23 protein-coding genes are annotated in these 25600 nt (G+C 67.2%); 10 read left to right on the forward strand and 13 right to left on the reverse strand.

All coding sequences use genetic code 11. The features are described from left to right. Positions 1–7 precede the first annotated feature (7 nt). The 6 genes from A5775_RS03750 to A5775_RS03775 are packed head-to-tail and all read right to left on the reverse strand — an operon-like array spanning position 8 to position 7903. The gene (locus A5775_RS03750; RefSeq protein ID WP_067247886.1) at positions 8–1051 is read right to left on the reverse strand and encodes a glycosyltransferase family 4 protein; all 1044 of its coding nucleotides are present in this window, start codon (positions 1049–1051) and stop codon (positions 8–10) included. A gap of 11 nt (positions 1052–1062) precedes the next feature. Further along, entirely contained in the window at positions 1063–3006 is a 1944-nt protein-coding gene (locus A5775_RS03755; protein ID WP_067247732.1) for a glycosyltransferase, read from the reverse strand. Next, positions 3003–4478 (reverse strand): flippase, encoded by a 1476-nt coding sequence (locus tag A5775_RS03760; RefSeq protein WP_067247735.1) that lies wholly within the window; start codon positions 4476–4478, stop codon positions 3003–3005. Before A5775_RS03760 ends, A5775_RS03755 begins: the two co-directional genes overlap by 4 nt. Before the next feature lie 11 nt (positions 4479–4489). Then, complete coding sequence (locus A5775_RS03765; RefSeq protein WP_067247739.1) at positions 4490–6076, reverse strand: sugar transferase; 1587 nt, start codon at positions 6074–6076, stop codon at positions 4490–4492. Beyond that, the gene (locus tag A5775_RS03770; protein WP_067247742.1) at positions 6061–6633 is read right to left on the reverse strand and encodes a dTDP-4-dehydrorhamnose 3,5-epimerase family protein; all 573 of its coding nucleotides are present in this window, start codon (positions 6631–6633) and stop codon (positions 6061–6063) included. The genes A5775_RS03765 and A5775_RS03770 overlap by 16 nt, the downstream gene beginning before the upstream one ends. 58 nt (positions 6634–6691) lie before the next feature. Beyond that, entirely contained in the window at positions 6692–7903 is a 1212-nt protein-coding gene (locus A5775_RS03775; RefSeq protein ID WP_067247745.1) for a PPE family protein, read from the reverse strand. A 631-nt stretch (positions 7904–8534) separates the two neighbouring features. Here A5775_RS03775 and A5775_RS03785 point away from each other — a divergent pair. From A5775_RS03785 to A5775_RS03795, 3 genes are all read left to right on the forward strand, one after another. Then, positions 8535–9212 (forward strand): TetR/AcrR family transcriptional regulator, encoded by a 678-nt coding sequence (locus A5775_RS03785; RefSeq protein ID WP_067247752.1) that lies wholly within the window; start codon positions 8535–8537, stop codon positions 9210–9212. A 50-nt stretch (positions 9213–9262) separates the two neighbouring features. Next, positions 9263–9973 carry a TetR/AcrR family transcriptional regulator gene (locus A5775_RS03790; RefSeq protein ID WP_067247756.1) on the forward strand — a complete coding sequence of 237 codons (711 nt, stop codon included), beginning with the start codon at positions 9263–9265 and terminating at the stop codon, positions 9971–9973. Positions 9974–10056: 83 nt separating this feature from the next. After that, a complete protein-coding gene (locus tag A5775_RS03795; protein ID WP_067247760.1) occupies positions 10057–12093 on the forward strand; it encodes a hypothetical protein in 2037 nt (678 codons plus the stop codon). Between the two features lie 35 nt (positions 12094–12128). Here A5775_RS03795 and A5775_RS03800 read toward each other — a convergent pair whose 3' ends face one another. Both A5775_RS03800 and A5775_RS03805 read right to left on the reverse strand, forming a co-directional pair. Continuing rightward, positions 12129–12491, reverse strand: coding sequence for a PAS domain S-box protein (locus tag A5775_RS03800; protein ID WP_067247763.1), 363 nt, complete (start codon positions 12489–12491; stop codon positions 12129–12131). Between the two features lie 225 nt (positions 12492–12716). Then, positions 12717–13307, reverse strand: a complete 591-nt coding sequence (locus tag A5775_RS03805) for a TetR/AcrR family transcriptional regulator (protein ID WP_067247767.1) — start codon at positions 13305–13307, stop codon at positions 12717–12719. Positions 13308–13402: 95 nt separating this feature from the next. On the opposite strand from A5775_RS03805, the gene A5775_RS03810 reads away from it, so the two are divergent. Further along, a complete protein-coding gene (locus tag A5775_RS03810; protein ID WP_082952868.1) occupies positions 13403–13876 on the forward strand; it encodes a DUF1772 domain-containing protein in 474 nt (157 codons plus the stop codon). A gap of 32 nt (positions 13877–13908) precedes the next feature. After that, entirely contained in the window at positions 13909–14274 is a 366-nt protein-coding gene (locus tag A5775_RS03815; protein ID WP_067247770.1) for a nitroreductase/quinone reductase family protein, read from the forward strand. Here the strand turns inward: A5775_RS03815 and metG are convergent. Next, a complete protein-coding gene (gene metG / locus A5775_RS03820) occupies positions 14271–15815 on the reverse strand; it encodes a methionine--tRNA ligase (RefSeq protein WP_067247773.1) in 1545 nt (514 codons plus the stop codon). The genes A5775_RS03815 and metG overlap by 4 nt on opposite strands. Positions 15816–15833: 18 nt before the next feature. On the opposite strand from metG, the gene A5775_RS03825 reads away from it, so the two are divergent. The 5 genes from A5775_RS03825 (at position 15834) to A5775_RS03845 (ending at position 21869) form a co-directional block, all read left to right on the forward strand. After that, positions 15834–16676, forward strand: a complete 843-nt coding sequence (locus A5775_RS03825; RefSeq protein WP_067247778.1) for a TatD family hydrolase — start codon at positions 15834–15836, stop codon at positions 16674–16676. A gap of 177 nt (positions 16677–16853) precedes the next feature. Continuing rightward, complete coding sequence (locus tag A5775_RS03830) at positions 16854–17972, forward strand: transglycosylase family protein (RefSeq protein ID WP_369827768.1); 1119 nt, start codon at positions 16854–16856, stop codon at positions 17970–17972. After that, positions 17936–18877, forward strand: coding sequence for a 16S rRNA (adenine(1518)-N(6)/adenine(1519)-N(6))-dimethyltransferase RsmA (gene rsmA / locus A5775_RS03835; protein ID WP_067247784.1), 942 nt, complete (start codon positions 17936–17938; stop codon positions 18875–18877). The genes A5775_RS03830 and rsmA overlap by 37 nt, the downstream gene beginning before the upstream one ends. Before the next feature lie 70 nt (positions 18878–18947). Next, complete coding sequence (locus A5775_RS03840) at positions 18948–19898, forward strand: 4-(cytidine 5'-diphospho)-2-C-methyl-D-erythritol kinase (RefSeq protein ID WP_067247787.1); 951 nt, start codon at positions 18948–18950, stop codon at positions 19896–19898. 336 nt (positions 19899–20234) lie between these two features. Further along, a complete protein-coding gene (locus tag A5775_RS03845) occupies positions 20235–21869 on the forward strand; it encodes a fatty acyl-AMP ligase (protein ID WP_067247791.1) in 1635 nt (544 codons plus the stop codon). 6 nt (positions 21870–21875) lie between these two features. Here the strand turns inward: A5775_RS03845 and pth are convergent, their stop codons facing one another. The 4 genes from pth to A5775_RS03865 form a co-directional block, all read right to left on the reverse strand. Then, positions 21876–22451 carry an aminoacyl-tRNA hydrolase gene (gene pth / locus A5775_RS03850; RefSeq protein ID WP_067247796.1) on the reverse strand — a complete coding sequence of 192 codons (576 nt, stop codon included), beginning with the start codon at positions 22449–22451 and terminating at the stop codon, positions 21876–21878. A 12-nt stretch (positions 22452–22463) separates the two neighbouring features. Further along, positions 22464–23129, reverse strand: a complete 666-nt coding sequence (locus A5775_RS03855) for a 50S ribosomal protein L25/general stress protein Ctc (protein ID WP_067247892.1) — start codon at positions 23127–23129, stop codon at positions 22464–22466. A 345-nt stretch (positions 23130–23474) separates the two neighbouring features. Beyond that, a complete protein-coding gene (locus A5775_RS03860; RefSeq protein WP_067247800.1) occupies positions 23475–24344 on the reverse strand; it encodes an oxidoreductase in 870 nt (289 codons plus the stop codon). Beyond that, the gene (locus tag A5775_RS03865; protein ID WP_067247803.1) at positions 24341–25582 is read right to left on the reverse strand and encodes a cytochrome P450; all 1242 of its coding nucleotides are present in this window, start codon (positions 25580–25582) and stop codon (positions 24341–24343) included. The genes A5775_RS03860 and A5775_RS03865 overlap by 4 nt, the downstream gene beginning before the upstream one ends. Between the last annotated feature and the right edge of the window lie 18 nt (positions 25583–25600).

Below are 25600 nucleotides of genomic sequence, written 5' to 3' on the forward strand. Positions count from 1 at the left end.
CAGCCCGTCACCGCCGACGATCCAGCACCTCCGCGATGACGTCCAAAATGCGCACGGCGACAAGGTCAACGGCGCATCGGTGCGCGTAGTGGCGTGCCGCGTCGGCCCCCAGCCGCGCCGCGGTCACCGGATCGGCCAAGAGGTCGAAGGCGGCGGCGAGCCCGGCGACGTCGTCGACGCCGACCGGGGCCAGACCCGGCGGCTGGTATTCGGGCAACGCGCCGGCGGTCGACACGATGGGCATGACGCCCAGCTGCATCGAAAGCGACTGCACGCCGCTCTGTGAGGCGCGCCGATAGTGGGCGAGCGACCCTTTGGCGGCGGCCAGCGTGGGGATCACATCGGCGTAGCGGAAGCTGCCGTTACGCCAGCGCGTGTGTTTGGGCAGGGCTTCGGCGTCCAGCGACCCGCCGCCGACGAGCACCAGGTTGTCGCCGCGCCAGCCACCGCCCACCACGTGCCGCTGCCAGGCCGCCAGCACGACATCGACGTTCTTGTACGGGTTGAGCCGGCCGAACATGACGAAATCCCGGCGTTGTTCGGCCCCCACGAACGGCGGAACGCGGTCGAGATCGAGGTCGCTGGCCAATGGCACGACATGCACCGGCGTGCCCACGACATCGCGGCGAGCCGAGACCGCGGCCGCGACATAGTCGCTGTAGGTGATGGTGGCGGCCGAGCGTGCGGCCCAGCGGTCGAACACGGCACGTTCGTAGGCCGGCGTCAGCTCGTGGGGGTCGTGCGGCCGATCGTCGTGCACCACCTGGATACGCGGCGTCCGCCCGGCCAACGCGATCCAACGTGGATCCCGCACCAGTTCGGCGATCACGACGTCCGGCCGGAATCTGCGCACGCGGCGCCAGGCTTTCAGGGCCGGCGGCCAAGACGCTGCCGTGCGAAAGCGCGGGTCGAGTACCAACTCGTACTCGCGCGCGGCGTCGGACTCCGGATGCTGATCGGAGGTCACCAACAGCACGTCGGCGCCGTGGCGCAGCAGCGCTTCGGCCTGCACCCGCACCGCCGGTCGCGTCCACGGCGAAAGCCACAGCACCCGCGGCGAATTCACAGTATCGCCCCGATCGCATCCAGGTAGGCATCGGCCATCGCCTCGACCGTGTAGTGCTTGCGCATGCGCTCGTAACCGCGTTGTCCGACCGACGGCAGCGCATCGGGGTCGGCCATGATCCGGGTCAAGTGTTCTCGCCATCCCGACACGGAGACGGGCTCGACGAGGAATCCCGCGCCTCCGAAATCCAGCATCTGCGGAACGGCGCAAATCGCCGACGCCGCAACCGGCACCGCCCGGGCCATCGCCTCGAGGATCACCACCGGGAAGGCCTCGGAGCGGCTGGGAACACACAGCAGGTCCGCGTCCGCCAACGCGGGGCCCGGCCCTGCCGACCATCCGCGCCACTGGACACGATCGCCCAACTCCGCGGGTGTGCGCGCCTGCAGCCTCTCCCGATCGGGCCCGTCACCGAAAATCGACAACCTCCATGGCATTCCGGCAAGCCCGCTGAGCGCCTCGATCAGCAGGTGCGGGTTCTTGTGCTCGACGATGCGCGAGAGCATGACCAAGTGCAGCGGCTCGCCGGCGCTGCGACGCCGAGGGCTCGGCTCCCCGATGTCGGTGACACCGTTGGGCGCGACGAAGCTCCGCCCCCAGAGTCGATGCTGTTTGGTCAGCATGTCCCAATGCCGTTGCGCCAGAACGATGAAACCGTCCGCTCGGCGCATCGCGGCGGTCAGTGGCCGCGAGTAGATCGGCCGGTCCTCTTCGGGAGGGACGTGCGGTGCGACCATCCATCGACGGCTCCTGCCGGCGGCGCGCCACAACGTGCCGAAGCCGACCTCGGTATTGGTGTCGCCGGTGATCAATACCGCCGGGCCCTTGGCAATGTCGACCATCGGCGCCCACCACGGCTGGCGAATCACCCGCACCGTGTCCGGGATTTCGGCGATCAGCGGGCCGAACCGCTGCACGCAGACGATGGTGACCGCGTAGCCGCGGCGGCCCAATTCCGCTGCCAGGAGCGCCTTTTGCCGCTCGGCGCCGCCATAGACCAGGCGGTTGGTGGCAATGACGATCGATGGCAGGTCGGTACGCCGACGCGCGTGTTTCGGCCGCCGCAGTCGCTGTAGCGCGGCCGTGCCGGCCAGGTATACGTCCGCGTGGTGAACGCTGTTTTGATGTTCGAGCAACAGCGCGGTGTTGGTGCGCGCCAAGTCCCGATTGCGGCGCTGTCGGAGGCCGTCGTTGCTGACAGGATCGCGGCGCTCGACGCCGAGCTCGTCGGCGAGCAGGATGCGCCAACCCGCCGCGCGGGCCCGGGCCTGCCAGTCGGCCGCCTCGCCGTAGCCGAAGTACTCCTCGTCGAACCCGCCGATGGTGTTCCAGGCCGCGCGGCTGATCGCCAGGCAGACAGGCTCCAAATCACCGTCGACGCCTCGTGATTCGGGGGGCTGGCGAGAGTACCGCCGCGAGGGCGGCGTGCGGCGGGAAGGGCCGGAGCGGCCGGCGGCCGCGCTCAGCGCCCGGGTGACGGTGTGGCGGCGGGCGGCGACGTCCCACGGCGCCCCGCCCGGCTCGGCGGCGTCACGCGCAAGCGGCGAAACCGCCGCCACCCTGGGCTCGCCCAGCAACTCGCGGGTCCGGTCCAGTGGCCCGAGCAGGCGGGCATGGGGGTCCAGCAACAGGAGGTCGGCATCGGCGGGAATGTGCTCCACCAGGGCGTTGCAGGCTGCGGCGAAGCCGACGTTCATCTTCCCCGGAAACCAGTGAACCGCAGGGTATTTCGTGACGAGCTCGGCGTGCTCCGTGTCATTGTGATCATAGGCGTGAACCGGCAGCCCGGGTAAATGCTCGGCGACGCTGTCGAGGCAGACCTCAAGCGACTCGCGGCCGCAGTGGCTCACGATCAGCACGGCCAGTGAGCGCGTCGACGGCAACCCGGCGGTGTCGCCGACTGGGCGCTTCAGATATGCCCGGTCCGTCTCACGGGTCATGCCGTCGTCTGCTTCTCGCGCAGCGTGGCCCGCAAGGACGCCAGGCTCGACCAGCTGATCGGACCGAATGTCGCGCTGGTGGCCAGGTAGGCAGCGGCCGCCGCGGTCAGCACCAGGATTACGTGGTGGCCCGAGAGTAGCAGTGTCACAACGACACTTGCGCCCGTCGGAACCAGCAAGCGCAGCACGAACATCACGGGCGTGCGATAACCGCAGCGGCGGCGCAGCCACCAGCTGGAGATCGTCATGTTGAACAGTTCCGTACACACCAGCGCCACGCCGGGACCGACGGCGCCGAACCGCCCGGCCAGGGCGAGGTTGAGCGCGACGTTGAGCACGAGGGTGGCCACAGTCAACCAGAGCAGGACCTGTTGCTGATGGGAAGCCACCAAACCCTGGCCCAGGGTGCCGCCGACGAACCGCAGGGCCGCGGCGACGAACAGCAACGCCAGTGTGGGTGTCCCACGTTCGATGAACGCGCTCTTGCCGAACAAGCCGATCAACGGTCCGGCCAACAGCACGCCCACAACGGCGATCGGGACCGCCACGAAGTACATCAATTCGACGCTGCGGCGCAGAAAACGGGTGAATGCCGCGACATCGCGCGAGAACAGTTCGGTGGCGGTCGACAGCGTCGACTTGTGGAAGATCAGCGAGACCACGATCGTGTTGAACGAGATCGTGAGGGCCAGGCCGTACACGCCGACCTCGGAGTGGGTGCTCAGCAGCGACAGGATCACGCCGTCGGCGCGGCAGTACAGGAGCCCGACGATCATAAATCCGATCAGCGGCAAGCTTTCTCTTAACAGGTCGGCGGCTTCCCGCGGGGCGAACAGCGGCCGCACCGAGATGTGCCGCAACGCGGCGGCGCCCTGGATCACCAGCTGCACGGCAGGCGGGATCAGCTGGGCGACCGCGAACCAGATGACATCCGAGTGGACCGCGACCAGCCAGGCAACCATGGCCAGCGTGCTTACCCGGGCGGCGACGTCGGAGATGGCCACCGCGAAAAACCGGACGGTGGCAAGGAACACCGGTTCGAATCGCGTCGTCATGGTCTGCAGCAGGAGCCCGCCCGACAGCACGACGAGCATCACGCGCACCTCGGCGTCGTGATAGATGAGCAACCCCGACCCGGCCGCCAGCACCGCAAGGGGACCGCAGTACAGAAGGGCGAGGCCGCTGTTGATGCGCACCAGCCGTTCGAGTTCGCCACGCCCGGAGGTCACCCGTCGCACGATGACGGTGGCAATGCCCAGATCGGCGAAGCTCGTCCACATCGCGACGAACGCCACCGCGATGGTGAGCTGGCCGTAGCGTCCGGGTCCCAGGTAGCGGGCGGTCATCGCCACCGAAACCACCGAAGCGAGCATGCCCAGGGCCCGGCAGATCAGCTGGATCGAGAACGCGTGAGCCATCCGGGCGAGCGGCACCGAGGGCACCACCGCGGCGGGTGCCGTTGGCTCAGTCATGGCTCGCGAGCCTAGTAGGCTCCGTGGCTCGTCAACACCGCTTTCACCGTCTTGGCAACAATCACGAGATCACCGGACATCGACCAGTTGTCGACGTACGACAGGTCCAGCCGCACCGACTCTTCCCAGGAAAGGTCCGACCGGCCGCTCACTTGCCACAACCCGCTGACTCCGGGCTTCACCAGCAACCGCCGCTTCACGTCGCCGTCGTAGTTGTCGACTTCGCGGCGCAGCGGGGGGCGCGGCCCGACGACGCTCATGTCCCCCTTGAGGACGTTGATGAACTGCGGCAGCTCATCGATGCTGTATCGGCGAAGAATTCTGCCGATGGGGGTCACCCGGGGGTCTTCGCGCACCTTGAAGAGCACGCCGCCCGCACCTTCGTTGACGGCCCGCAGGTGCTCGAGCTGGGTGTCCGCACCGTCGACCATCGTGCGGAACTTCAGCATCGTAAAGGGTTTTCCGTCGATGCCGATGCGTTCCGACGGGTAGAAGACGGGCCCCTTGCTGGTCAGCTTGATGGCGATGGCGGCGACGATGAGCAGCGGTGCTGTGGCGACCAGCGCCGCCAGCGAGAACAGGAAATCGAAGGCCTGCTTCTGAAAGTGGTGCGCTCCTTCGTATTGCGGCTTGTCGACGTGCAGCAGCGGAAGCCCGCCGGTGAGGCGAAGGGTCAACCGCGCCTCGGTCACGTCCATAACCCCGGGGGACACCACCAGATCGACGTCCATCGTCTCCAGCTGCCACAGCAGCTCCCTGATCCCGTGCATCCCAAAGTGATCCGTCTGCGTCACGGCCACGGTGTCCGCGCCGCAGCTGCCGATCGCAGTAGCCACGTGGGTTTGGTCGCCAAGGATCGGGACCTGTCGGCCCCCGATGGTCAGGGTGTTGCCGCGGGCGGGCCCGTAACCGGGAATGCAGACGCCGACCACGACGCACCCGGCCAGCGGATTGCGGGCCAGCTCATGCGCGAGGTGCGCGACCGACTGCCGGTCTCCGATCGCCAGAACGCGGGTCTGGCATTCGCCCTGAACTCGCTTGCGGAAGATGTGCTTTCGCCACACGCTTCGGCTGGCCAGCAACCCCAGAGTGCCGACCGGAAGCGCAATCGCCAGATAGCCGCGGGCCAAGTCGACCTTGGCGAGCAGCGTCACCATGGCGATGATTCCGAATGTCCAGAAGGACGCGGTGCCGATCCGTCGATACTCCTCGATGCCCGCCCCGATGATTCGCGTTGAGCGCGTTTGGAATACCGCGAGGGCCGACAGCCACAGCGCCGTGAACAGGAAGGAAAACAGCGTCATCATCGGGTCCGAGTAACCCGAGGTGTTCGCGATGTCCCCGAACCGGACGTACTGGGCGAGCATCACCGACGCGAAGACGATCACCGAGTCGCTGATGCGCAGCTGCTGCGAATATTTGTCCTGCCAGCGCCGAAAAGCGTTGCCGGTGGCAGAGACCACCGGAAGAGCGGGCACGGGCCGACTGCCGGTTTCGTTGCGATGCAACGCGGTCATGCCGTCCGGCCAGGCCTTGGGCTCTCGCCGCCTGGGCTGCACGACATCCACCGTGGGGGGAACGATCACCGACTGACGCATGACGCCACCTGCTCTACTGGTGCCAACCTGGATTTGCGCGAGGGCCAGCTCGCGTCCTGCTCGGAGATGACCGTGACCGGCAGCGGCCACGAGATACCGAATTCGGGGTCGTCCCAGCGGATCCCCTGCTCGTCGGCCATCATGTACTGACCGCTGACGTGAAAGGCGACCTCGGTGTCGTCGACCTGCGTCTGGAAGCCGTGAGCGACATACGGCGGCAGGAACAACGTCCGGTGGTCATCGGCGTTCAACTCGACCATCACGTGGTCGCCGTAGGTCAGCGAGTCGGGGCGGACGTCGACGGCGGCGACGGCGATGGCACCGCGGGTGCAGCGGACCAGGCTGGCCTCGGCGTGGGGCGGCACCCGGCGGTACAGGCCACGCACCGTGCCGCGGGTGTAGTTGAAGAAGATGTTCGTCTGCGCGACTTCGAAATCCAGCCCGTGGTTGGAGAAGTCGCGCGCGCAAAAAGAACGTGAGGAATACCCGCGGTGATCGCGGCGCAGTTCCAAGTCGATGATTGTCACCCCGGCGACCTTGGTGGGCGTGTACTTCACTTACCGCTCCTTCTCCTGCACCGGGCCGTCACAAATACCTGTTCGCGCACGGGATCGCCTACGCGTATCCGGCGGAGAGCGGCCGGGTCATCACGGTCGGGATCACGCCGTATCGGGGTCCGAGCGACTTGCCCGAGGTGGCTGCGACGCGGGGCAGCGAGCCCATGACGCTGGGCGGCACATGTGCGCCCGCGAGGTTGATGGCCGGCAACGCCGAAACGGCGCTGTTGGCGGCCGGAATCACGCTCGTCCAGCTGGCCGGCACCGCCAGATGCCCCAGCGAGGCCGCGCTGCCGAGGCTGCCAAGCACTCCCGATCCGAGCGAGCCCATCGATCCGAGCGCTCCCGCACCCGAACTGGCCGCACTCGCCGCTCCCGAGGCAGCGGCCATGACTCCGTCGCCGGCGGCTTTTGCCAAGCCTTGGGCAGTCTGGGCTATGCCGAGGACGGAGGACATCCCATACAGGGGGGTCGCTGCCGCGGAGAAAGCGCTGGGAATGGCGCCGGGCAGACCCGACGCGAGGCCCGTCATGAGTGATGAGGTGGCCGCGTCGCTTGCCCCGGCGCCGATGGTGCCCGTCGTCCCGCCGGCATCGGTGACCGTCTCGCCCGCAACGGACATTGGCGAAGAAAGCTGGTTCAGCGTGGTGGGGACTTTGGACACCACGCTGGCCAGGTTCGCCTGCTCACTTTCCGAGGTCGCCCGTCCAACCGCGGCTGCCTGCTGGGTCACCCCGCTGTCATTGGTCACGTTCGGCGCCGGGTTGAAGGGTGTCACCTCGCACGCGGCCGCCGAGCCCGCGGCGTACTCATACATCGCCGCGGCGTCTTGCGCCCACATCTCGCCGTACTCGGCTTCCGTGGCCGCGATCGCCGCCGCGTTCTGGCCCAAGAAATTGGTCGCGACCAGCGTCGCGAGCTGTGCCCGGTTGGCGGCGACCGCCGGGGGCGGGACGGTCATCGCGAAGGCCGCCTCGAAAACCTCCACGGCGAGTCTGGCTTGCCCGGCCGTCTCCGCGGCCCGGGCGGCGGCTCCGGCCACCCACGCCATGTATGGCGCGTAGGCGGAGGCCATGGTCAGCGACGAGGGGCCCAACCAACGTCCGGTGGTCAAGCCCGCGATCACTGTCCGGTAGCAACTTGCCGTGGCGTGCAGTTCGGCGGCCAAGGCGTCCCAGGCCACGCCCGCGGCCATAAGCGAGAAAGGGCCAGGGCCGGCGTACATGCGCGTGGAGTTGATCTCCGGGGGAAGCGCTCCGAAATCGATCACTTCAGGCCCGCCCCGTCTCGAATCGCGTCACTGCCAGCGTCGCGAGCGAAGCACCCGCGACATTCTCCAAGACCAGTGCAGGCCCGAGCGCCATACCAAAAGTATTGGAAGCTGATGTCATCAGACCAGGGGTCATTGACGCCTGCCTGAAGGCATTTAGTCCCACCTCGTGGAAGCTGGTGGACCCCAGGAAGGCCGTGGGCCTGCGCACCGTGCCCATGTCCCCTCCCGCCACGCGGCCCGAATAAGGCGTGGTGAGAGGGGACATGTGCGTTCTCCTTCGTGCGATACGGACGGTCGAGACGATCCAGGGGCCTAACCAGACTGACGTACGCACAATAGCGTATAAAACATACTATAGGTTTGACAACACGCTGTGACATAAACCGTAAGTATTTACACTGGCGTCAACCGGGACAGCCGTATGACTGCTAACCTCAGAAGTGGGCGAGAAATCTTGAGCGACGCGGATGCGTGTTCGCTCCCAATCCCTGAAGAACCGAGGTATGTGTGCCCTGCATGAGCAAGGCGTCTTTCGACATCAAGGCGGGCGGTACCGCCCGCGGCCTCAGCCTCGGCGGCGAGACTTGCGCGACAACTCCCGCCGCGGGGAACTGAGCTCTCGATTGCGATGACGACACACTCGACTGACGGACGCGCGGATGCGACCCGGCAACAGATTCTGCGGGCCGCGTCGCACCAGTTCGCCCGACGGCCCTACCACGACGTCGGTCTCGACGACATCCTCGCCGAGGCCGAACTGACCAAGGGCGCAATGTACTTCCACTTCAAGTCGAAGCACGCCCTGGCGGTCGCCATCATCGAAAGCCAGGTCGAGGACGGCGCGGCCGGCGTGCGTGAGCTGCTGACGCGCGGGCTCTCGGGCCTCGAGACGCTCATCGACTTCTCGTATCTGATCGCCATCCGGGATATCAAATTGGACCTCGTCAGGTCGGGACTGAATCTGATGGAGTCGGTCGGCCTGCCCGACGGCAGCCAGGCGAAGTTGTTCGACCGCTGGATCAAAAACTTGGGCAGAGTCGCCGAGCAAGCCAAGGCCGAGGGCGACATCAACGAGCAGTGCGACCCGCAGGACATCGGCCGCATGATGGTCTCGCTGCACATGGGACTGCGCAAGACCAGCAACCTGGATGACCCGGAGCGCTTCCTGCTCGACCTGGAGAAGTGCTGGTTGTTGCTGCTCACCGGGATTCTGCAACCCGACCGCAGCGACTATTTCCGCCAATTCCTCAGGCGGCGTGCGGCGCTCGCGGTCAACACCGGTTCAGACGATGCCGACTCGCAGTAAGCGCGACGGCAGGCGATCTGTACCGACGAGACCCGGGAGGTGCAGCGGTAATGCCGCGCCAGGTTCGGTCTGAGGCCACTCGGCGAAAGATTCTCGATTCCGCGATCGAAGTGTTCGGCGAGGTCGGCTATGCGGCCGCCGGATGGAGCACGATCATCGAGCGGACGGGAATGACCAAGGGCGCGCTCTATCACCACTTCGACTCGAAAGAATCGTTGGCCTCCAACATCATCGAAGAAGGCTCGGACACGCTGCTCGGCGCTTACCGAAATGTCTGCAAGTCGTCATCGCCGGGCCTGGAAAATATTGTGCACGGCTCATTCACGATCGTCGACGTGTTGGGCTCCGACAAAATGGCCCGGGCCGGGGCGCAATTGGCCACCGCGTTAAGCGGATTCAACGAGGCTGCCTCCCGCTTCTACGCCAACTTGGTGCTGGAGACGGCTCAGGAGGCGCACCGCGCGGTCAAGGAAGGCGACCTGCGGAGCGACATCGAACCCGACGTGCTCAGCGCGTCGATCGTGGGCACCATCGCCGGGACGCGGTTGATAGCGACCGCGATATCCAGTCACGGCAGGATCGGGGACGTCATCGGCGACCCGTTCGCGCGGTTGCATCAGATATGGGAACTGCTGCTCCCCGGCATTGTCTCGGAAGCGTCGCTGCCCTACTTTCAGCAATTTCTGCGCCGCGAAGTGATGCGGCATACCGGGGCCAACGCTCCCCGTGCCGATGCCGCTGAGGCGCCGGAAACCGATTAACTTTCGGTGAGAGCCGTCGCGGGACACCTTTTCGCGGTTGCCGCAGCGGCGTTTGCGTTATTGGGGTTGAAGCGCTTTCAACAATGCATACTGTTGCGGTGACGTTCCGGAAATCCCTCCGCCGCGCAATTGCGTTGGCCGGTGTCGTCGGTTTCTTGGTGATGAGCGCTCCGGCATCATGGGGTGCGCCCGCCGACCCCACCGCCCCGTCGGACTCGACGACTACGACGACTACGACGACGACTGCGACCACGACGCTGACGCTGACCGACCTTGGATCCGCGCCCGCGTTGGAGTTCTGGGGCCTGACAAGCAACCAGCAGCTGAGCCTTCCGGTGCTGCACGGGCTGACGCCGGCGGCGCTGAACGTGACCGCCGAACTACCGATCAATCTTCGGTCCGGGTTGATCACCGTGACTCAGGGCGAACGCACGATCGCGAGGCTGAACCTGCCCACCGGTGATCAGGCGCCGCTCGTCATCCCTTTGGCCGGAGCGGACGTGGCCGACAACTGGTTGACGGTGACGGTGCATGCGTACCTGGTGCCGTTGGACGGATATTGCTTGTATCAGGAGAGCCCGCTGCGTTTGACCAACGGGTCGGTCAGCTACGCCGGGATAGAACTGCCGCCCACCACCGTGGCCCACTTCCTGCCGCCGGTACTGCGGAAGCTGACGATATATCTGCCGCAATCGCCGTCGACAGCCGAGTCCGACAGCGCAATTCAACTGGCCGCTTCCGCGGCCGCGCATTACGGCAAACAGAACCCCGAGATCGTGGTGGTTCCGTTGCAGGAAGGGCAGTCGGCGCCCCCGGCGCCCCCGCAATCGCTGGAACGCCAGGTCGTCATCAAAGAGGGACCCGATAACGGCCTTTCCCTGCAGGGCTCCTCGGGTGTGCCGTGGCTGCTGATCTCCGGACCCCTCAACCGAACTGACGAATCAGACACGGCTCTGTTATTCAGCGACCTGTCGGAGCTGGCTTTTTCATCCAAGGCCGCGGTGGAATCGCGGAAGCCCAAAGTGCAATTGCCCGGCGACACCGCCACGCTGCGGGAGCTGGGGCAGTCCTTCGCCAACTCGACTTCTCTGCAACCGCGGGTGTCGATCGGGCTGGACCAGACCCGGTTTGGCAGATCCGTCCACGCGGTTCGGGTGCACCTGCAAGGTTCTTACACCCCGACTCCCGGCAATATCGGTGGCCGCATCGCCGCGACAATCGGTCCGGAGACCGTCGACCACTGGCCCACCGACGGCAGCGGAAACATCGACCGCTGGGTCGATGTGCCGGACCGGCTGTTACAGCGCTACACCAACCTTGATTTGGTACTCGACGTCGCGAGCAACGTCGGACATTGCGGAGATTTCTACACTGCTGGACCCGGCAACCAGCTGCTCACGTTGAACGTCAACGGCGACAGCGTCGTTCAGAGCAGCCCCGCCGCCCCGCCGGTGCCGGACGGCTTCCAATCGGTGCCGCAGACACTGATGCCCCGCGTCCAGGTGGGCATCGCGGAGCACTCGTTGGTTGACACTGTGCGCGGGCTCGACATCATGGTGGGCCTGCAACGAATGAGCTCGATCCCGATCAGTACCACCGTCACGAGTGTGAAACAAGCCATCGATTCGTCCGATCCCGCACTGCTGATTGCCGCCGACGGGTGGAACGACTCCGACGTCGCGCTTCCGGTGTCGGCGGGGCCCAGCGGTCCGATCACCGTCAACGCCGTCGGGCCCGGCGACAAGCCGGCCAAGCTCACGTTGGACCCGGTCCTGCGGTTCGCCTCTCTTCAAACGGTTTTCAACCGCGGCCGGTCACTGCTGATCGCGACGTCCAATGGAGCACCCGGGCAGCTTGATGAACTCATCAGGTGGCTCAAGAGCGACAACAACAAGCACTGGCAAAGGCTCAAAGGCGTTGCGGCAGTATCGGTGCCCGGACAGGACCCGGTGACCGTCGATCACCCGCCGTTGGCCGCCGGTGCGGTCGGCGCGGGATCCGGAAGCCATTCGGACCTCGACTGGCTGTGGTGGTTCGGTGCGGGCTGGGTCGCCGTGGCCATCGTCGGTGCCGGGGTGATCGTGTGGCGCGTCAGGCGCGAATCATGGCGGCGCCGATAGAGTTTGACTCCGCGGCGCGCCGCTGAGGGCGCCCGCTAGCGCGCTTCTTCCCAGAGCTGCTCGGTCAGATCCTGGAACGCGGCAAGGGCGAACTGGTCATCCACCCGCCGCACCGCGGACTTGCTCATCATCGCGCGCACGACCGAGCCGTCCTTATGCGCCAGCTCGACGACCATGTTCGCGAGAGCATGGACGGTCGCCAGCAGCGATTCCGACGCGGGTGCGTGATGGAAGATCTGTTCGAACCGCAGCGACAGGGTCTCCTCCGGCTCGTAGCCCATCATGTCAGCAAAAGCGGTGTTGGCGAACAAGATACTGCCATCGTCGCCGATGGCCAGCACCGGAACCGGAATGCGTTCCAGCACCACCAGTGCTGGTAGCTCCTTCAAGGTCGTCATCGGCGATTGGCTCTGTTGCCGGTTCTGGCGTCGGTCCACAGCCCGATTATGGTCTATGGCAGAGGATATGTTGGGCGCTTTCCCCGACGGAGTTGCCGGTGTCGTTGAACTGGGTTGATCCGCAACCGAATTGTTGGGGTTCCAACCGCCGGTCATCGGGCGATGACCGGTCTGCTCACTCGGCTTCGGAAACCGGCTGGCCGTGGGACGCGTTCGCGGCAAGCCTCACGTCATCGGGGTGCTGGTGCCGCATAATCCGTCGATCAGGATGTCGACCCGGGCCGCGTGATGGTCCGGGCGTAACCGGGCGCTGCGGCCCAGGCTGACCAATCCGTGCAGGGCGGCCCACACCACTTCGGTCAACGTGTCGGGGTCCCGCAGGCCTGCCACCAGGTCCACCGCCGCGCGCAGTTCGGCGAAGGCCTCGGTCAACTCGGCCGGGGTGTCCGCCGCGGCGAACGGCAGCGTTGTCGCCCGGGTGAACATCGCATCGAAGAGTGCGGGATTGTCACGAGCGAACGCGATGAACGCGTGGGCAACCTGCGCCAGGGCGGTCCGGCCGTCGGTGGCGCCGCCGCGGGCGGCGCGGAGCGCGTCCGCGAGTTCACCGAATCCCTCGATGGCCACCGACGCGGTGATGTCTTCCATGCCCGAGAAGTGTTTGTAGAGCACCGGCTGGCTGTATTCGATTTCGGTGGCCAGCCGACGGGTGGTGACGGCGTCCCAGCCCTCGTCCTCGGCCAGCTTGCGCGCCGTCGCGGTAATCAGCCGGCGACGGGCGGCCCGTTCGCGTGCCCGGCGGTCTTCGATGGCCATCGGGTAATGCTAGCGCCGATACAAGTGCTAGCGCCGCTATTGACACGCCCCGGGGCTGGGGGTTAGCATTGCTAACACCTGCTGGAGACGAGGGAGTGTGCATCATGATCGCCACGTTGTTCGGGGTCGTCGCGGTGCTGGGCGCGGCCGTGGTCTACGGCACCGACGTGTTCTGCGCGGTGGTGCAGCGGCCGGCGCTGGCCCACATCGACGACCCGGCCCTGCTCGCGGTGATGGGCAACGTCCACCGCTACGGAGACCGCCGCATGCCGGTGCCGGGAGCGATCGGTCTGGTGGCCGCGGCAATCTGTGCGGTGTTCGCCGCGACGTCAGGCCGCTGGGTGCAAGCCGGAGCGGCCGGCGCCTCCGTCGGCCTGCTGCTGGTGTGGCTGCTGGTCTACCTGCGAGTGAGCGCGCCGATCAATCGGCAACTCATCGCCGGGGTCGCCCGGCCCGAACTGCCCACCAATGCTCGGGCGCTGCAACGTAATTGGGACAGGGCGATCACCACCAGGGCCGTCCTGCAGGGCCTGGCAGTCGCGGCGCTGTGCCTGGCGCTGGTGACCTGACCACGAAGGGACACGGAAGGGGTATCGAAACGATGACCATGGGCAAAAACATCGGGCGCCTGTTGATGCGCGCGGCACCGCTCTTGAACGCACCGGTCGCGGCGATAGCGGCCTCGCCGCGTTTGGGCGCCGGCATCGGGCGCAGCATCACGCTCATCACCTACACGGGTCGACGTTCGGGGCGCACGTTTTCGATGCCGGTGGCCTACCGCCGCCGCGGCGACGATATCGAGATCGCCGCGAACATGCCTGACGCCAAGACGTGGTGGCGCAACTTCGTCGGCGACGGCGCCCCGATGTCGCTGACACTCGATGGCGCCGAGCGGGCGGGACATGCGATCGCGCATCGAAGCGCCGACGGGCGGGTCACCGTTCGCGTTCGGCTCGCACGTAGCTAGTCCACCTGATAGCGGGGGAACACGCCCGTCGGGGGCGGCAGCGTCGTGCCGGGTACCAGCCGCGCGCCGACGGCGGCAAACGTTCGTTGGTCGTGCGCCTGCCCGAGCAGATCCAGCAGCTTGCCGGCCGATTCGGGCATGACGGGCTGGACCAGCAGCGCTGCGATGCGAACCGCCTCGCAGGTGACGTAGAGGACCGTGCGGAACCGGTCCTGATCGGCCTTTGACTCGCTCTTGCGCAATACCCACGGCTGTTGTGCCGAGAAGTACTTGTTGGCCTCACCGAGCATCAGCCAGATCGCTTCGAGGGCCAAGTGCATCGCCTGCGAGGCGAAACTGGCGCGCAGACGCTCCAACAAACCGTCGGCCGTCGTCAACAGGTCGGTGTCGGCGGCGGTGAACTCACCGGGTTCGGGCAGCACCCCGCCCAGGTTCTTGGCGATCATCGACAGCGACCGCTGGGCCAGGTTGCCCAGCTCGTTGGCCAGATCGGTGTTGATCCGGGTGATGATGGCCCCTTCGCTGAAGCTGCCGTCCTGGCCGAACGGAACTTCGCGCAACAGGAAATAACGCACCTGATCCACGCCGAACGTGTCGATCAGCGTCACCGGGTCAACGACGTTGCCCACCGACTTGCTCATCTTCTCGCCGCGGTTGAGCAGGAACCCGTGCGCGAAAACCCTTCGCGGCAGCTCGATTCCGGCCGACATCAAAAACGCCGGCCAGTACACGGTGTGAAACCGGATGATGTCCTTGCCGATCATGTGGAGGTCGGCCGGCCAGTAGCGGCGAAACATCTCCGAGTCCGTGTCCGGGTAGCCGACCCCGGTCAGGTAGTTGGTCAGCGCGTCGACCCAGACGTACATCACGTGGTCGGGATGGTCGGGCACCTTGACACCCCAGTCGAACGAGGTGCGCGAGATGGACAGATCGCGCAGGCCGCCCGCCACGAAACTGACGACCTCGTTGCGGCGCACCTCGGGCGCGATGAAGTCCGGGTTCGCCTCGTAGTGGGCCAGCAGCTTGTCGGCGTACGCCGAGAGCCGGAAGAAGTAGGTCTGTTCCTCAGTCCACGTCACCGGGGCGCCGGTCTCCACGGCCGCCCGCGTTCCGTCGTCGAGCAGTCTGGTTTCCGATTCCACGAAGAATCGTTCGTCGCGCACCGAGTACCAGCCCGAGTAGGTGTCCAGGTAGATGTCGCCGGCCGCGGCCATCCGGCGCCAGATCTCCTTGGACGCCTCGTGGTGGTCGGGGTCGGTGGTGCGGATGAAGCGGTCGAAGGAGATGTTCAACCGCTCCTGCAGGCGCTGGAACACATCGGAGTTGCGCCGCGCCAGCTCGGCCGTACCGATGCCCTCGGCCGCCGCCGTCTCGACCATCTTGAGGCCGTGCTCGTCGGTGCCCGTCAGAAACCGCACATCGAACCCGTCGAGCCGCTGGAACCGGGCGATCGCGTCGGTGGCGATGTATTCGTACGCGTGCCCGATGTGCGGATCGCCATTCGGGTAGGTGATTGCGGTGGTGACGTAATACGGCCTCATCGCAGTTCACCCTATTGTGTGCGCGTGAGCTCCAAACGCCAGCCGCCCCCGCCTCCCGAACCCCTGAGCCCCCTCGTCGACGCGCACACCCACCTCGACGCGTCTGGTGCGACCGACGCCGAGGGAGTGCGGGCCATCGTCGACCGCGCCGCCGCGGTCGGGGTGGGCGCGGTCGTCACCGTCGCCGACGATCTGGACTCGGCGCGCTGGGTCACCCGCGCCGCCGAGTGGGACCCGCGGGTTTATGCCGCGACGGGGCTGCACCCGACCCGCGCCGACGCGCTCACCGACGCCGCCCGCGCCGAAATCGAGCAATTGGTGGCCCACCCCCGGGTGGTGGCGGTCGGCGAGACCGGCATGGACATGTATTGGCCCGGGCGGCTGGACGGCTGCGCCGAGCCCGCCGTGCAGCGGGAGGCCTTCGCCTGGCATATCGATCTGGCGAAGCGGTGCGGCAAACCGCTGATGATCCACAACCGGGACGCCGATACCGAGGTGCTCGACGTGCTGGCGGCCGAGGGTGCCCCGGACGTCGTGATCTTCCACTGCTTTTCCTCGGACGCCACCATGGCGCGGCGCTGCGTGGACGCCGGATGGGTGCTGAGTCTGTCCGGCACCGTCAGCTTCCGCAACGCGCGCGCCCTGCGGGAAGCGGTTCCGTGGATACCGCCGGAACAGCTCCTGGTGGAAACCGACGCGCCGTTCTTAACCCCGCATCCTTATCGAGGGACGGCGAATGAGCCCTATTGCCTTCCTTATACTGTTCGGGCGATCGCCGAACTGGTGGATCGTCGCCCGGAAGAGCTGGCTCAGGTCACCACGAGCAATGCTCGACGGGTGTACGGATTGGCCATTCATTGAGGTGACTGACCAGGCGATTCTGTTGACAACGCCGGATTTGAGCCGCGTCAGAGTTGCCCAACATTGGCCAGTTCGTTACCGTCTTGTGATCGAAACGGTTGGGCCTACGGGCCCTTAATTTGTGACCTGCTGCTGAATGAGTGGTCGTTGAGGGTTGGGTAACGCGCGTTGACTGTAATGACAAAACTTCATCAGAATCCTTCGCCGATGTTGCGACTCGTGGTCGGAGGGCTGCTGGTAGTCCTGGCATTCGCGGGCGGATATGCGATCTCGGTATGCAAGACGGTGACGTTGACCGTCGACGGCGTCGCCATGCAGGTGACCACCATGAAGTCCCGGGTCATCGACGTCGTCGAGGAGAACGGCTTCGTCATCGACGACCGTGACGACCTGTACCCCGCCGCCGATGTCGCGGTCCGCGACGCCGGCAAGATCGTGCTCCGGCGCAGCCGCCCGTTGCAGATCTCGCTGGACGGCCACGACACCAAGCAGGTGTGGACCACGGCGTCCACCGTGGACGAGGCGCTGGCCCAGCTGGCGATGACCGACACCGCCCCCGCCGCGGCCAACCGCGGCAGCCGCGTTCCGCTGGCCGGGATGGCGTTGCCCGTCGTCAGCGCCAAGACCGTCCGCATCACCGACGGCGGTGCCGTCCGCACGGTGCACCTGGCCGCCCCCAACGTCGCCGGCCTGCTCAGCGCCGCCGGCGCGCCGCTGCTCGAGAGCGACCAGGTGGTGCCCGCCGCGACGATGCCGATCGTCGACGGAATGGAAGTCCAGGTGACCCGTAACCGGATCCAGCAGGTCACCGAGCGAATCCCGTTGCCGCCCAACGCGCGTCGGATCGAAGATCCGGAGATGAACATGAGCCGCCAGGTGGTCGAGGACCCGGGCAGCCCGGGCACGCAGGATGTCACCTTCTCGGTGGCCACCGTCAACGGCGTCGAAACCGGTCGACTGCCGATCGCCAACACCGTGATCACACCGGCGCGTGAATCGGTGGTCCGCATCGGCACCAAGCCCGGCACCGAGGTACCTCCGGTCAGCGACGGCTCCATCTGGGACGCGATCGCGGGCTGTGAGGCCGGCGGAAACTGGGCGATCAACACGGGTAACGGGTATTACGGTGGTGTGCAGTTCGACCAGGGCACGTGGGAGCGCAACGGCGGGTTGCGGTTCGCCTCCCGTGCCGACCTCGCCACCCGCGAGGAGCAGATCACCGTTGCCGAGGTGACCCGAGAGCGCCAGGGTTGGGGTGCGTGGCCAGTGTGCAGCGGAAGAGCTGGTGCGCGCTGACCGTCCGGCTACTCGGGCGCACCGAGATCAGGCGGCTGGCCAAAGAACTTGAATTTCGGCCACGGAAATCGCTCGGCCAGAATTTCGTCCACGACGCCAACACGGTGCGCCGGGTGGTCTCGACCTCCGGGATCAGTCGGTCTGATCACGTCCTGGAAGTCGGGCCCGGCCTCGGGTCGTTGACGCTCGCGCTGCTGGACCGCGGCGCCCCCGTCACCGCCGTCGAAATCGATCCGGTGCTGGCCGAACGGTTGCCGCGCACCATCGCCGAGCACTCGCATAGCGAAATCCAGCGCCTGACCGTGCTCAACCGCGATGTCTTGACCCTGCGCCGCGACGAGTTGGCCGTGCAGCCGACCGCCCTGGTCGCGAATCTGCCCTACAACGTCGCGGTCCCGGCGCTGTTGCACCTGCTCGCGGAGTTCCCGTCCATTCGGGTCGTGACGGTCATGGTGCAGGCCGAGGTCGCCGAACGTCTGGCCGCCGAACCCGGCGGCAAGGAATACGGTGTGCCCAGCGCCAAGGTCCGCTTCTTCGGCGCGGTTCGCCGTTGCGGCACGGTGTCCCCGACCGTCTTTTGGCCGATTCCCCGCGTCTACTCCGGACTGGTTCGCATCGACCGGTATGCGACGTCGCCGTGGCCCACCGACGAGGCTTTCCGACGGCAGGTGTTCTCGCTGGTGGACATCGCCTTCGGGCAGCGCCGCAAGACCTGTCGCAACGCGTTCGTGGATTGGGCCGGCTCGGGTAACGAGTCGGCGGATCGGTTGCTGGCCGCCAGCATCGATCCGGCCCGCCGCGGCGAGACGCTCTCCATCGACGACTTCGTGCGGTTGTTGCAGCGCTCCGCCGACCGGGCCGACAGCGCGGCCGCGACGAGCCCCCGCACCGCCTCCGCCGGCTGACCGCGGGACGTCCGGGCGCCGCTACGTGTGGTTGGCCGGCAGCAGCGATAGTCTGCTGCGGTGGCTAGCAATGTCTGACGGCAATACCGCCGCGCAGTGGGTGCCCACCGGGTCGGTCACCGTCCGGGTGCCCGGAAAAGTCAACCTCTACCTGGCGGTCGGCGACCGTCGCGAGGACGGCTATCACGAGCTGACGACGATATTCCAGGCCGTCTCGCTGCTCGACGAGCTGACGGTCCGCACCGCCGATGTGCTCTCGCTCGAGATCGTCGGCGAGGGGGCCGACAAACTGCCCACCGACGAACGCAACCTTGCCTGGCAGGCCGCCGAACTGATGGCCGAACACGTCGGTCGCGCGCCGGATGTGTCGATCATGATCGACAAGTCGATTCCGGTGGCCGGCGGCATGGGCGGCGGCAGCGCCGACGCGGCGGCGGTGCTGGTTGCCATGAACTCACTGTGGGAACTCAACATGCCCCGACGCGACCTGCGCACGCTCGCCGCGCGGCTGGGCAGCGACGTGCCGTTCGCGCTGCATGGCGGCACCGCGTTGGGCACCGGGCGCGGCGAGGAGTTGGCGACGGTGTTGTCGCGCAACACCTTCCACTGGGTGTTGGCCTTCGCCGACAGCGAGCTGCTGACGCCGGCGGTCTTCGCCGAGCTGGACCGGCTGCGGGAGGCGGGGGATCCGCCACGGCTGCCCGCGCCCGGGCCGGTGTCGGCCGCCCTGGCCGCCGGCGACGCCGAGCAGCTGGCGCCGCTGTTGGGCAACGAGATGCAGGCGGCCGCGGTGAGCATGAACCCCGGTCTGCGGCGCACGCTGCGCGCCGGCGTGGATGCCGGCGCGCTGGCGGGGCTCGTGTCCGGCTCGGGCCCGACGTGCGCCTTCCTGTGCGCGTCGGCGGCCGCGGCCGTCGACGTGGGCACCGAGGTGTCCGGGGCGGGGGTGTGCCGCACGGTTCGGGTTGCGAGCGGGCCGGTGGTCGGTGCGCGCGTGGTCCCGGCGCCCACCGAGGTGTGAAGATTGCCCAATTTGCGCATCAGTTTGGTGCTTCCCTAAGAGGAGTTTAAGATAATCCGCGGTGACGGGAAGCGCTGAGCAAGATCACTTAATTCCATCGTCCGCCGGGCGTTCCGGCGGGCGATTAATGCATCCGGCCCGACAAGATTTGTCGGGCCCGTTTTGCGCTTGTCGCGCGACCGGGCGCCGTCGTGGTCCGGCGGGCCGGGGCGCATCACCGATCCGAGACCTAACCGCCGCCCAACCGTGTTTGCGTGCTTGCGGCGAAGTATCACCCAGCCGGCGGAACATGGGATTCCGGGCGTTGGGACGAGGGCTGGAACCGAGGAGGATTTTGTGAGCAGGTTTACCGAGAAGATGTACCGCAATGCCCGGTCCGTGACGACGGGCATGGTCACCGGTGAACCCCACGAACCGGTCCGCCACACCTGGGGCGAGGTCCACGAGCGCGCGCGCCGCATCGCCGGTGGCCTGGCCGCCGCGGGCATCGGGCCCGGCGACGCGGTCGGCGTGCTCGCCGGTTTCCCGGTGGAGATCGCGCCGACGGCGCAGGGCCTGTGGATGCGCGGCGCCAGCCTGACCATGCTGCACCAGCCCACGCCGCGCACCGACCTGGCCGTGTGGGCCGAGGACACCATGAACGTGATCGGCATGATCGAGGCGAAGGCCGTCGTCGTCTCGGAACCGTTCCTGGTGGCCATCCCGGTGCTCGAGGAGAAGGGCATCAAGGTCGTCACTATCGCCGACCTGCTCACGGCGGAGCCGATCGACCCCGTCGAGGTGGGGGAGGACGCGCTGGCCCTGATGCAGCTGACGTCGGGCTCGACCGGGTCCCCCAAGGCGGTGCAGATCACCCACCGCAACATCTACTCCAACGCCGAGGCGATGTTCATCGGCGCCCAGTACGAGGTCGACAAGGACGTCATGGTCAGCTGGCTGCCCTGCTTTCACGACATGGGCATGGTCGGCTTCCTCACCATTCCGATGTTCTTCGGTGCCGAGCTGGTCAAGGTCACCCCGATGGACTTCCTGCGCGACACGCTGCTGTGGGCCAAGCTCATCGACAAGTACAAGGGCACCATGACCGCGGCGCCCAACTTCGCCTACGCGCTGCTGGCCAAGCGGCTGCGGCGGCAGGCCAAGCCCGGCGACTTCGATCTGTCGACGCTGCGGTTCGCGCTGTCCGGCGCCGAGCCCGTCGAGCCCGCCGACGTCGAGGACCTGCTGGACGCCGGTAGGCCGTTCGGCCTGAATCCCTCGGCGATCCTGCCGGCCTACGGCATGGCGGAAACCACGCTGGCCGTGTCGTTTTCGGAGTGCAACGCCGGCCTGGTGGTCGACGAGGTCGACGCCGATCTGCTGGCCGCCCTGCGCCGCGCCGTCCCGGCGACCAAGGGCAACACCCGCAGGCTGGCCACGCTCGGTCCGCTGCTGGCCGACCTCGAGGCGCGCATCATCGACGAGAACGGCGAAGTGATGCCACCCCGCGGCGTCGGGGTCATCGAGCTGCGCGGCGAGTCGCTGACACCCGGCTACCTGACCATGGGCGGTTTCATCTCGGCCCAGGACGAGAACGGCTGGTACGACACCGGTGACCTCGGCTACCTGACCGACGAGGGCCACGTGGTGGTGTGCGGGCGCGTCAAGGACGTCATCATCATGGCGGGCCGCAACATCTATCCGACCGACATCGAGCGGGCCGCCGGCCGCGTCGAGGGGGTCCGGCCCGGCTGCGCCGTGGCGGTCCGCCTGGATGCCGGCCATTCCCGGGAGACGTTCGCCGTCGCGGTGGAGTCCAACGCCTTCCAAGACCAGGCCGAGGTGCGCCGCATCGAGCACCAGGTCGCCCGCGAAGTGGTGGCCGAGGTCGACGTGCGGCCGCGCAACGTGGTGGTGCTCGGCCCGGGGACCATCCCGAAGACGCCGTCGGGCAAGTTGCGCCGATCCAATTCGGTCACGCTGGTCACGTAGCCCGCGCTACCAGGCGTGGACGCGGTTCTGCGCGGGCTCCAACCCCAGTTCGATCAGCAACTCGGTGGCGTCGGCGGCCTGCTCGCAGATCGTCGGGACGTCGGCGCGCTCGACGGCAGTGAAATTTTCCAGCACGAACGCTGCCGGGTCTTTGCGTCCCGGCGGACGACCGATTCCGATGCGGACCCGCTGAAAATCCTTGCTGCCCAAGGCATTAGCGAGCGAACGCAGCCCGTTGTGGCCACCCTCGCCGCCGCCGATCTTGAGCCGGATGCGGCCGAACTCCAAGTCGAGATCGTCGTGGATGACGATGATGTCGCCCGGCGTCACCGAGTAGAACTTCGCCAACGGGCCGATTTGGCGGCCGGATTCGTTCATGTAGCAGCGCGGCTTGGCCAAGACCACCGAGTGCCCGGCGAGGCGTCCGCTGACAATCTCGGCCCCGGAACGCTTGTGCGCCTTGAACTTCGAAGCCATCCGCGCCGCGAGCAGGTCGGCGACCATGAACCCGACATTGTGTCGGGTGCGGGCGTAGTTGTCTCCGGGATTGCCCAGGCCGACGACCAGCAGCGGCTCGGCCATGTTGCGATCCGCCTACTCGGACTCGGTTTCGGCGGCCTCTTCCTCGCCGGCCTCTTCCGCTTCGGCCTCGGGCGCCGCGGCCTCCTCGGTGACCTCGCCCGCACCCTCTTCGGCCAGCTCCTCGGCCGTCGGTGCGTTAACCACGTTGACCACAAGGATTTCCGGGTCGGAGATCAGGTTGACACCCTTGGGCAGGGCGACCTGTCCGGCGGTGAACTGGGTGCCGGGCTCGATGCCCTCGACGGACACCGTCAACTGCTCGGGGATCGACATGGCGTCAGCCTCGACCTCGATGGTGCTGGTTTCCTGGGTCACCAGGGTGCCGGGTGCGGCGTCGCCCTCGATGACGACCCGGACCTCGACGACGACCTTTTCGCCGCGACGCACGACCAGCAGGTCGGCGTGCTGAATGGTGCGGCGGATGGGGTGGACGTCGAGCGACTTGGTCAGCGCCAGCTGTTCCTTGCCCTCGATGTCGAGGGTCAGCACCGCGTTGGTGCCCGCGTGCCGCAGCACCGCCGCGAAGTCATGGCCGGGCAGTTCGAGGTGCTGAGGAGCGGCGCCGTGGCCGTAGAGGACGGCCGGGATCTTGCCGTCGCGGCGGGCTCGCCGGGACGCACCCTTGCCGGTCTCGGCCCGCACCGTGACCTTCAACTGGTTGAGTGTTTTTGCAGCCATCGTGTCGCTCCTGTGTGTGCTCTGTGGTTCGGGCACGGCCGGGATCGCGACAGTTCGTCGGTCTCCGTCGATAACGGTGCTGGCCAGCCAGCCACCCTCGCCGTGACGCCCGGTCAGGGTAGCGCATGTGCACCTCAGAGGTGAAATTTGATGCCCGCTGCGGTGGGCTCGTCACACCCGTCACTCGGCCAGGAGATGTTGCAAATGCCCACCTTCGCGCGACAACGGCGGCCGCGGGTCGCGGCCCGGGTTGCGCTGGGGGCGATCGCCGTTGTCGCTCGAAGGTGGGCAAACCGTCCACCGCCTCGCCCAGGGACTGCTGTGACGAGCGTGGCCCTAGTGACTTCAGAGGGGAAATTGCGTCTTCGTGAGCTGCTCCGACAGCGCCCACAGCGCCGCCGCGGTGGCCGCGTCCTTGGCCCGCGGGCTGCGCCCCACCGGTTGGGTGCGGCCCAGGTAGCCGAATCGGGGTCCGACGAAGGTGTCCCCGGGCAAATCCTGGGACACCGCGTACAGGGTTTGCCGAGCGCCGAAATCGGCGTCCGTGGCGACCACTCGGGTCGCGGCCGACATCAGCGCGTCGCCCAACTTGCGGCCCGAGGCCCCCTGCAGGTTGGTGTGCGAGTAGCCCGGGTGGGCGGCGATGGCGCGCAGCGAGGATCCGGCCGCAGCCAGGCGTCGCTGCAGTTCGCTGGTGAACAGCAGGTTGGCGAGCTTGGACTGGCTGTAGGCCAGCCACGGCGAGTACCGCCGCGTCTGCCAGTTCAGGTCGTCGAAGCTGATGCTTCCCGGCCAGTGCGCCATCGACGACACCGTGACCACCCGGTCGGTGAGCTTAGGCAGCAGCAGGTTGGTGAGCGCGAAATGACCCAGGTGGTTGGTGCCGATCTGGCGCTCGAAGCCATCGACGGTCAGCGAGAACGGGGCCGCCATGATGCCGGCGTTGTTGATCAGCACGTCGGCCTTGCTCACCCCGTCGGCGAACCGGCGCACCGAAGACAGGTCGGCCAGGTCGAGCTCGCGTACCTCGACTTGACCGGCCATCGTGCGCGCGGCGGTCTCGCCCTTACGGATGTCGCGCACGGCCATGACGATCGTGGCCCCGCGTCGCGCCAGCTCGCGGGCGGTCACCGCGCCCAGCCCGCTGTTGGCGCCGGTGATGATGACGGTTCGTTCGGCGAACGACGGGAGATCTGCGGCGGTCCAGTTCGTCATGGCTGAACAGTACCGACATCGAACGCCACCGGCAGGGTCGTGGGTCCGGTGATGCCGCTGACGGCTTTCCACGGTGCGGGGCCGGTGCGGCGGGGGTTGGGCATGCGTCGGGTGATCACCCGAAGAGCTTCGGTGAGTTCGAGGCGCGCGAGGTGGGCGCCGAGGCAAAAGTGCACGCCCCCACCGAAGGTGAGCATCGCCGGAGGGTCTGCGCGGGTGATGTCGACACACTCGGGCCGGTCGTACACGCATGCGTCGCGGTTGGCCGCGGCGGTGTTGGCGACTACCAGGGTGCCGGCGGGAATGCAGACGTCAGCCAGCTCGACGTCTTCGACGGTTTCACGGATGGTGCCGAGAACGATTGGGTAGTAACGCATCAGCTCGTGAACCGCATTGGCGGCCAGCTCGGGGCGCTGGGCGAGTAACGCCCATTGATCCGGGTGGTCGGCCAGCACCTGCACCGCCGCGGCGAGCTGGTTGCGGGTGGTGTCGGTACCGGCGCCGAGCAGCGTCGCGCACAGCATGAGCAGTTCGTCGTGGGTGAGCCGGTCACCGTCGTCTTCGCTTCGGATGAGTTCGGAGATCAGGTCGTCGGACAGCGACGCACGCCGCCTGGCGATCAACTCCTCGAGGTAGGCATCGAGTTGATCCCATGCGGCCACGATCGCCGGGCCGTCTTCGGCGACGTTCCAATCGAAGATCTTCTTGATGTCATCGGTCCAATCGCTGAACAGGTGCCAATCTTCCGGCGGCGCGCCCAGCAGCGCGCAGATGACCGGCGTGGGATAGCGGCGAGCGATGTCGACGACGATGTCGCAGTGTCCCGCTTCGGTGAGCGGGTCGACCAAGCCGTCGATGATCTCGACAACGAGCGTGCGCAGCCGCTCTGCGCCGCGAGGCGCGAAGGCCCTGGACACCAGGCGGCGCAGCCGATGATGCGCGGCGCCGTCCAGGCCGAGGATGTTGCTGATGGCTCTGTCCCACAGCGGGCCGGAGGTGACGCCTTGCAGGCCGAGCCCGAGGCCGCGCGCGGTGACGAATCGGCTGTCGCGCAAGACCGTCCGAACCAGCTCGTAACTCAACACCTCCGGCCCGTGCGGCCCGACCGCGATCGGGGAGAGCTCGCGAGCGTCGCCGATGATGCGGTGCGCTTCGTCGGGGTCGGTGAGGTGGTCATAGGCAATCACGGGTAGGCCGGCTTCGAAAACGCTCGGGCTTCCGCTGGTGAGAGTGGACATGGCGTCGACTATCCGGCG

This window comes from Mycobacterium sp. 852002-10029_SCH5224772 (assembly GCF_001667315.1).
GTDB lineage: Bacteria > Actinomycetota > Actinomycetes > Mycobacteriales > Mycobacteriaceae > Mycobacterium.

Coding starts and splice junctions, on each gene's coding strand:
- A5775_RS03840 (WP_067247787.1), top strand. CDS start 18,948: ATGTCTGACGGCAATACCGCCGCGCAGTGGGTGCCCACCGGGTCGGTC.
- A5775_RS03795 (WP_067247760.1), top strand. CDS start 10,057: ATGCATACTGTTGCGGTGACGTTCCGGAAATCCCTCCGCCGCGCAATT.
- A5775_RS03800 (WP_067247763.1), bottom strand. CDS start 12,491: ATGACGACCTTGAAGGAGCTACCAGCACTGGTGGTGCTGGAACGCATT.
- A5775_RS03860 (WP_067247800.1), bottom strand. CDS start 24,344: ATGACGAACTGGACCGCCGCAGATCTCCCGTCGTTCGCCGAACGAACC.
- A5775_RS03855 (WP_067247892.1), bottom strand. CDS start 23,129: ATGGCTGCAAAAACACTCAACCAGTTGAAGGTCACGGTGCGGGCCGAG.
- A5775_RS03830 (WP_369827768.1), top strand. CDS start 16,854: ATGACAAAACTTCATCAGAATCCTTCGCCGATGTTGCGACTCGTGGTC.
- A5775_RS03815 (WP_067247770.1), top strand. CDS start 13,909: ATGACCATGGGCAAAAACATCGGGCGCCTGTTGATGCGCGCGGCACCG.
- pth (WP_067247796.1), bottom strand. CDS start 22,451: ATGGCCGAGCCGCTGCTGGTCGTCGGCCTGGGCAATCCCGGAGACAAC.
- metG (WP_067247773.1), bottom strand. CDS start 15,815: ATGAGGCCGTATTACGTCACCACCGCAATCACCTACCCGAATGGCGAT.
- A5775_RS03805 (WP_067247767.1), bottom strand. CDS start 13,307: ATGGCCATCGAAGACCGCCGGGCACGCGAACGGGCCGCCCGTCGCCGG.
- A5775_RS03760 (WP_067247735.1), bottom strand. CDS start 4,478: ATGACTGAGCCAACGGCACCCGCCGCGGTGGTGCCCTCGGTGCCGCTC.
- A5775_RS03785 (WP_067247752.1), top strand. CDS start 8,535: ATGACGACACACTCGACTGACGGACGCGCGGATGCGACCCGGCAACAG.
- A5775_RS03755 (WP_067247732.1), bottom strand. CDS start 3,006: ATGACCCGTGAGACGGACCGGGCATATCTGAAGCGCCCAGTCGGCGAC.
- A5775_RS03765 (WP_067247739.1), bottom strand. CDS start 6,076: ATGCGTCAGTCGGTGATCGTTCCCCCCACGGTGGATGTCGTGCAGCCC.
- A5775_RS03790 (WP_067247756.1), top strand. CDS start 9,263: ATGCCGCGCCAGGTTCGGTCTGAGGCCACTCGGCGAAAGATTCTCGAT.
- A5775_RS03865 (WP_067247803.1), bottom strand. CDS start 25,582: ATGTCCACTCTCACCAGCGGAAGCCCGAGCGTTTTCGAAGCCGGCCTA.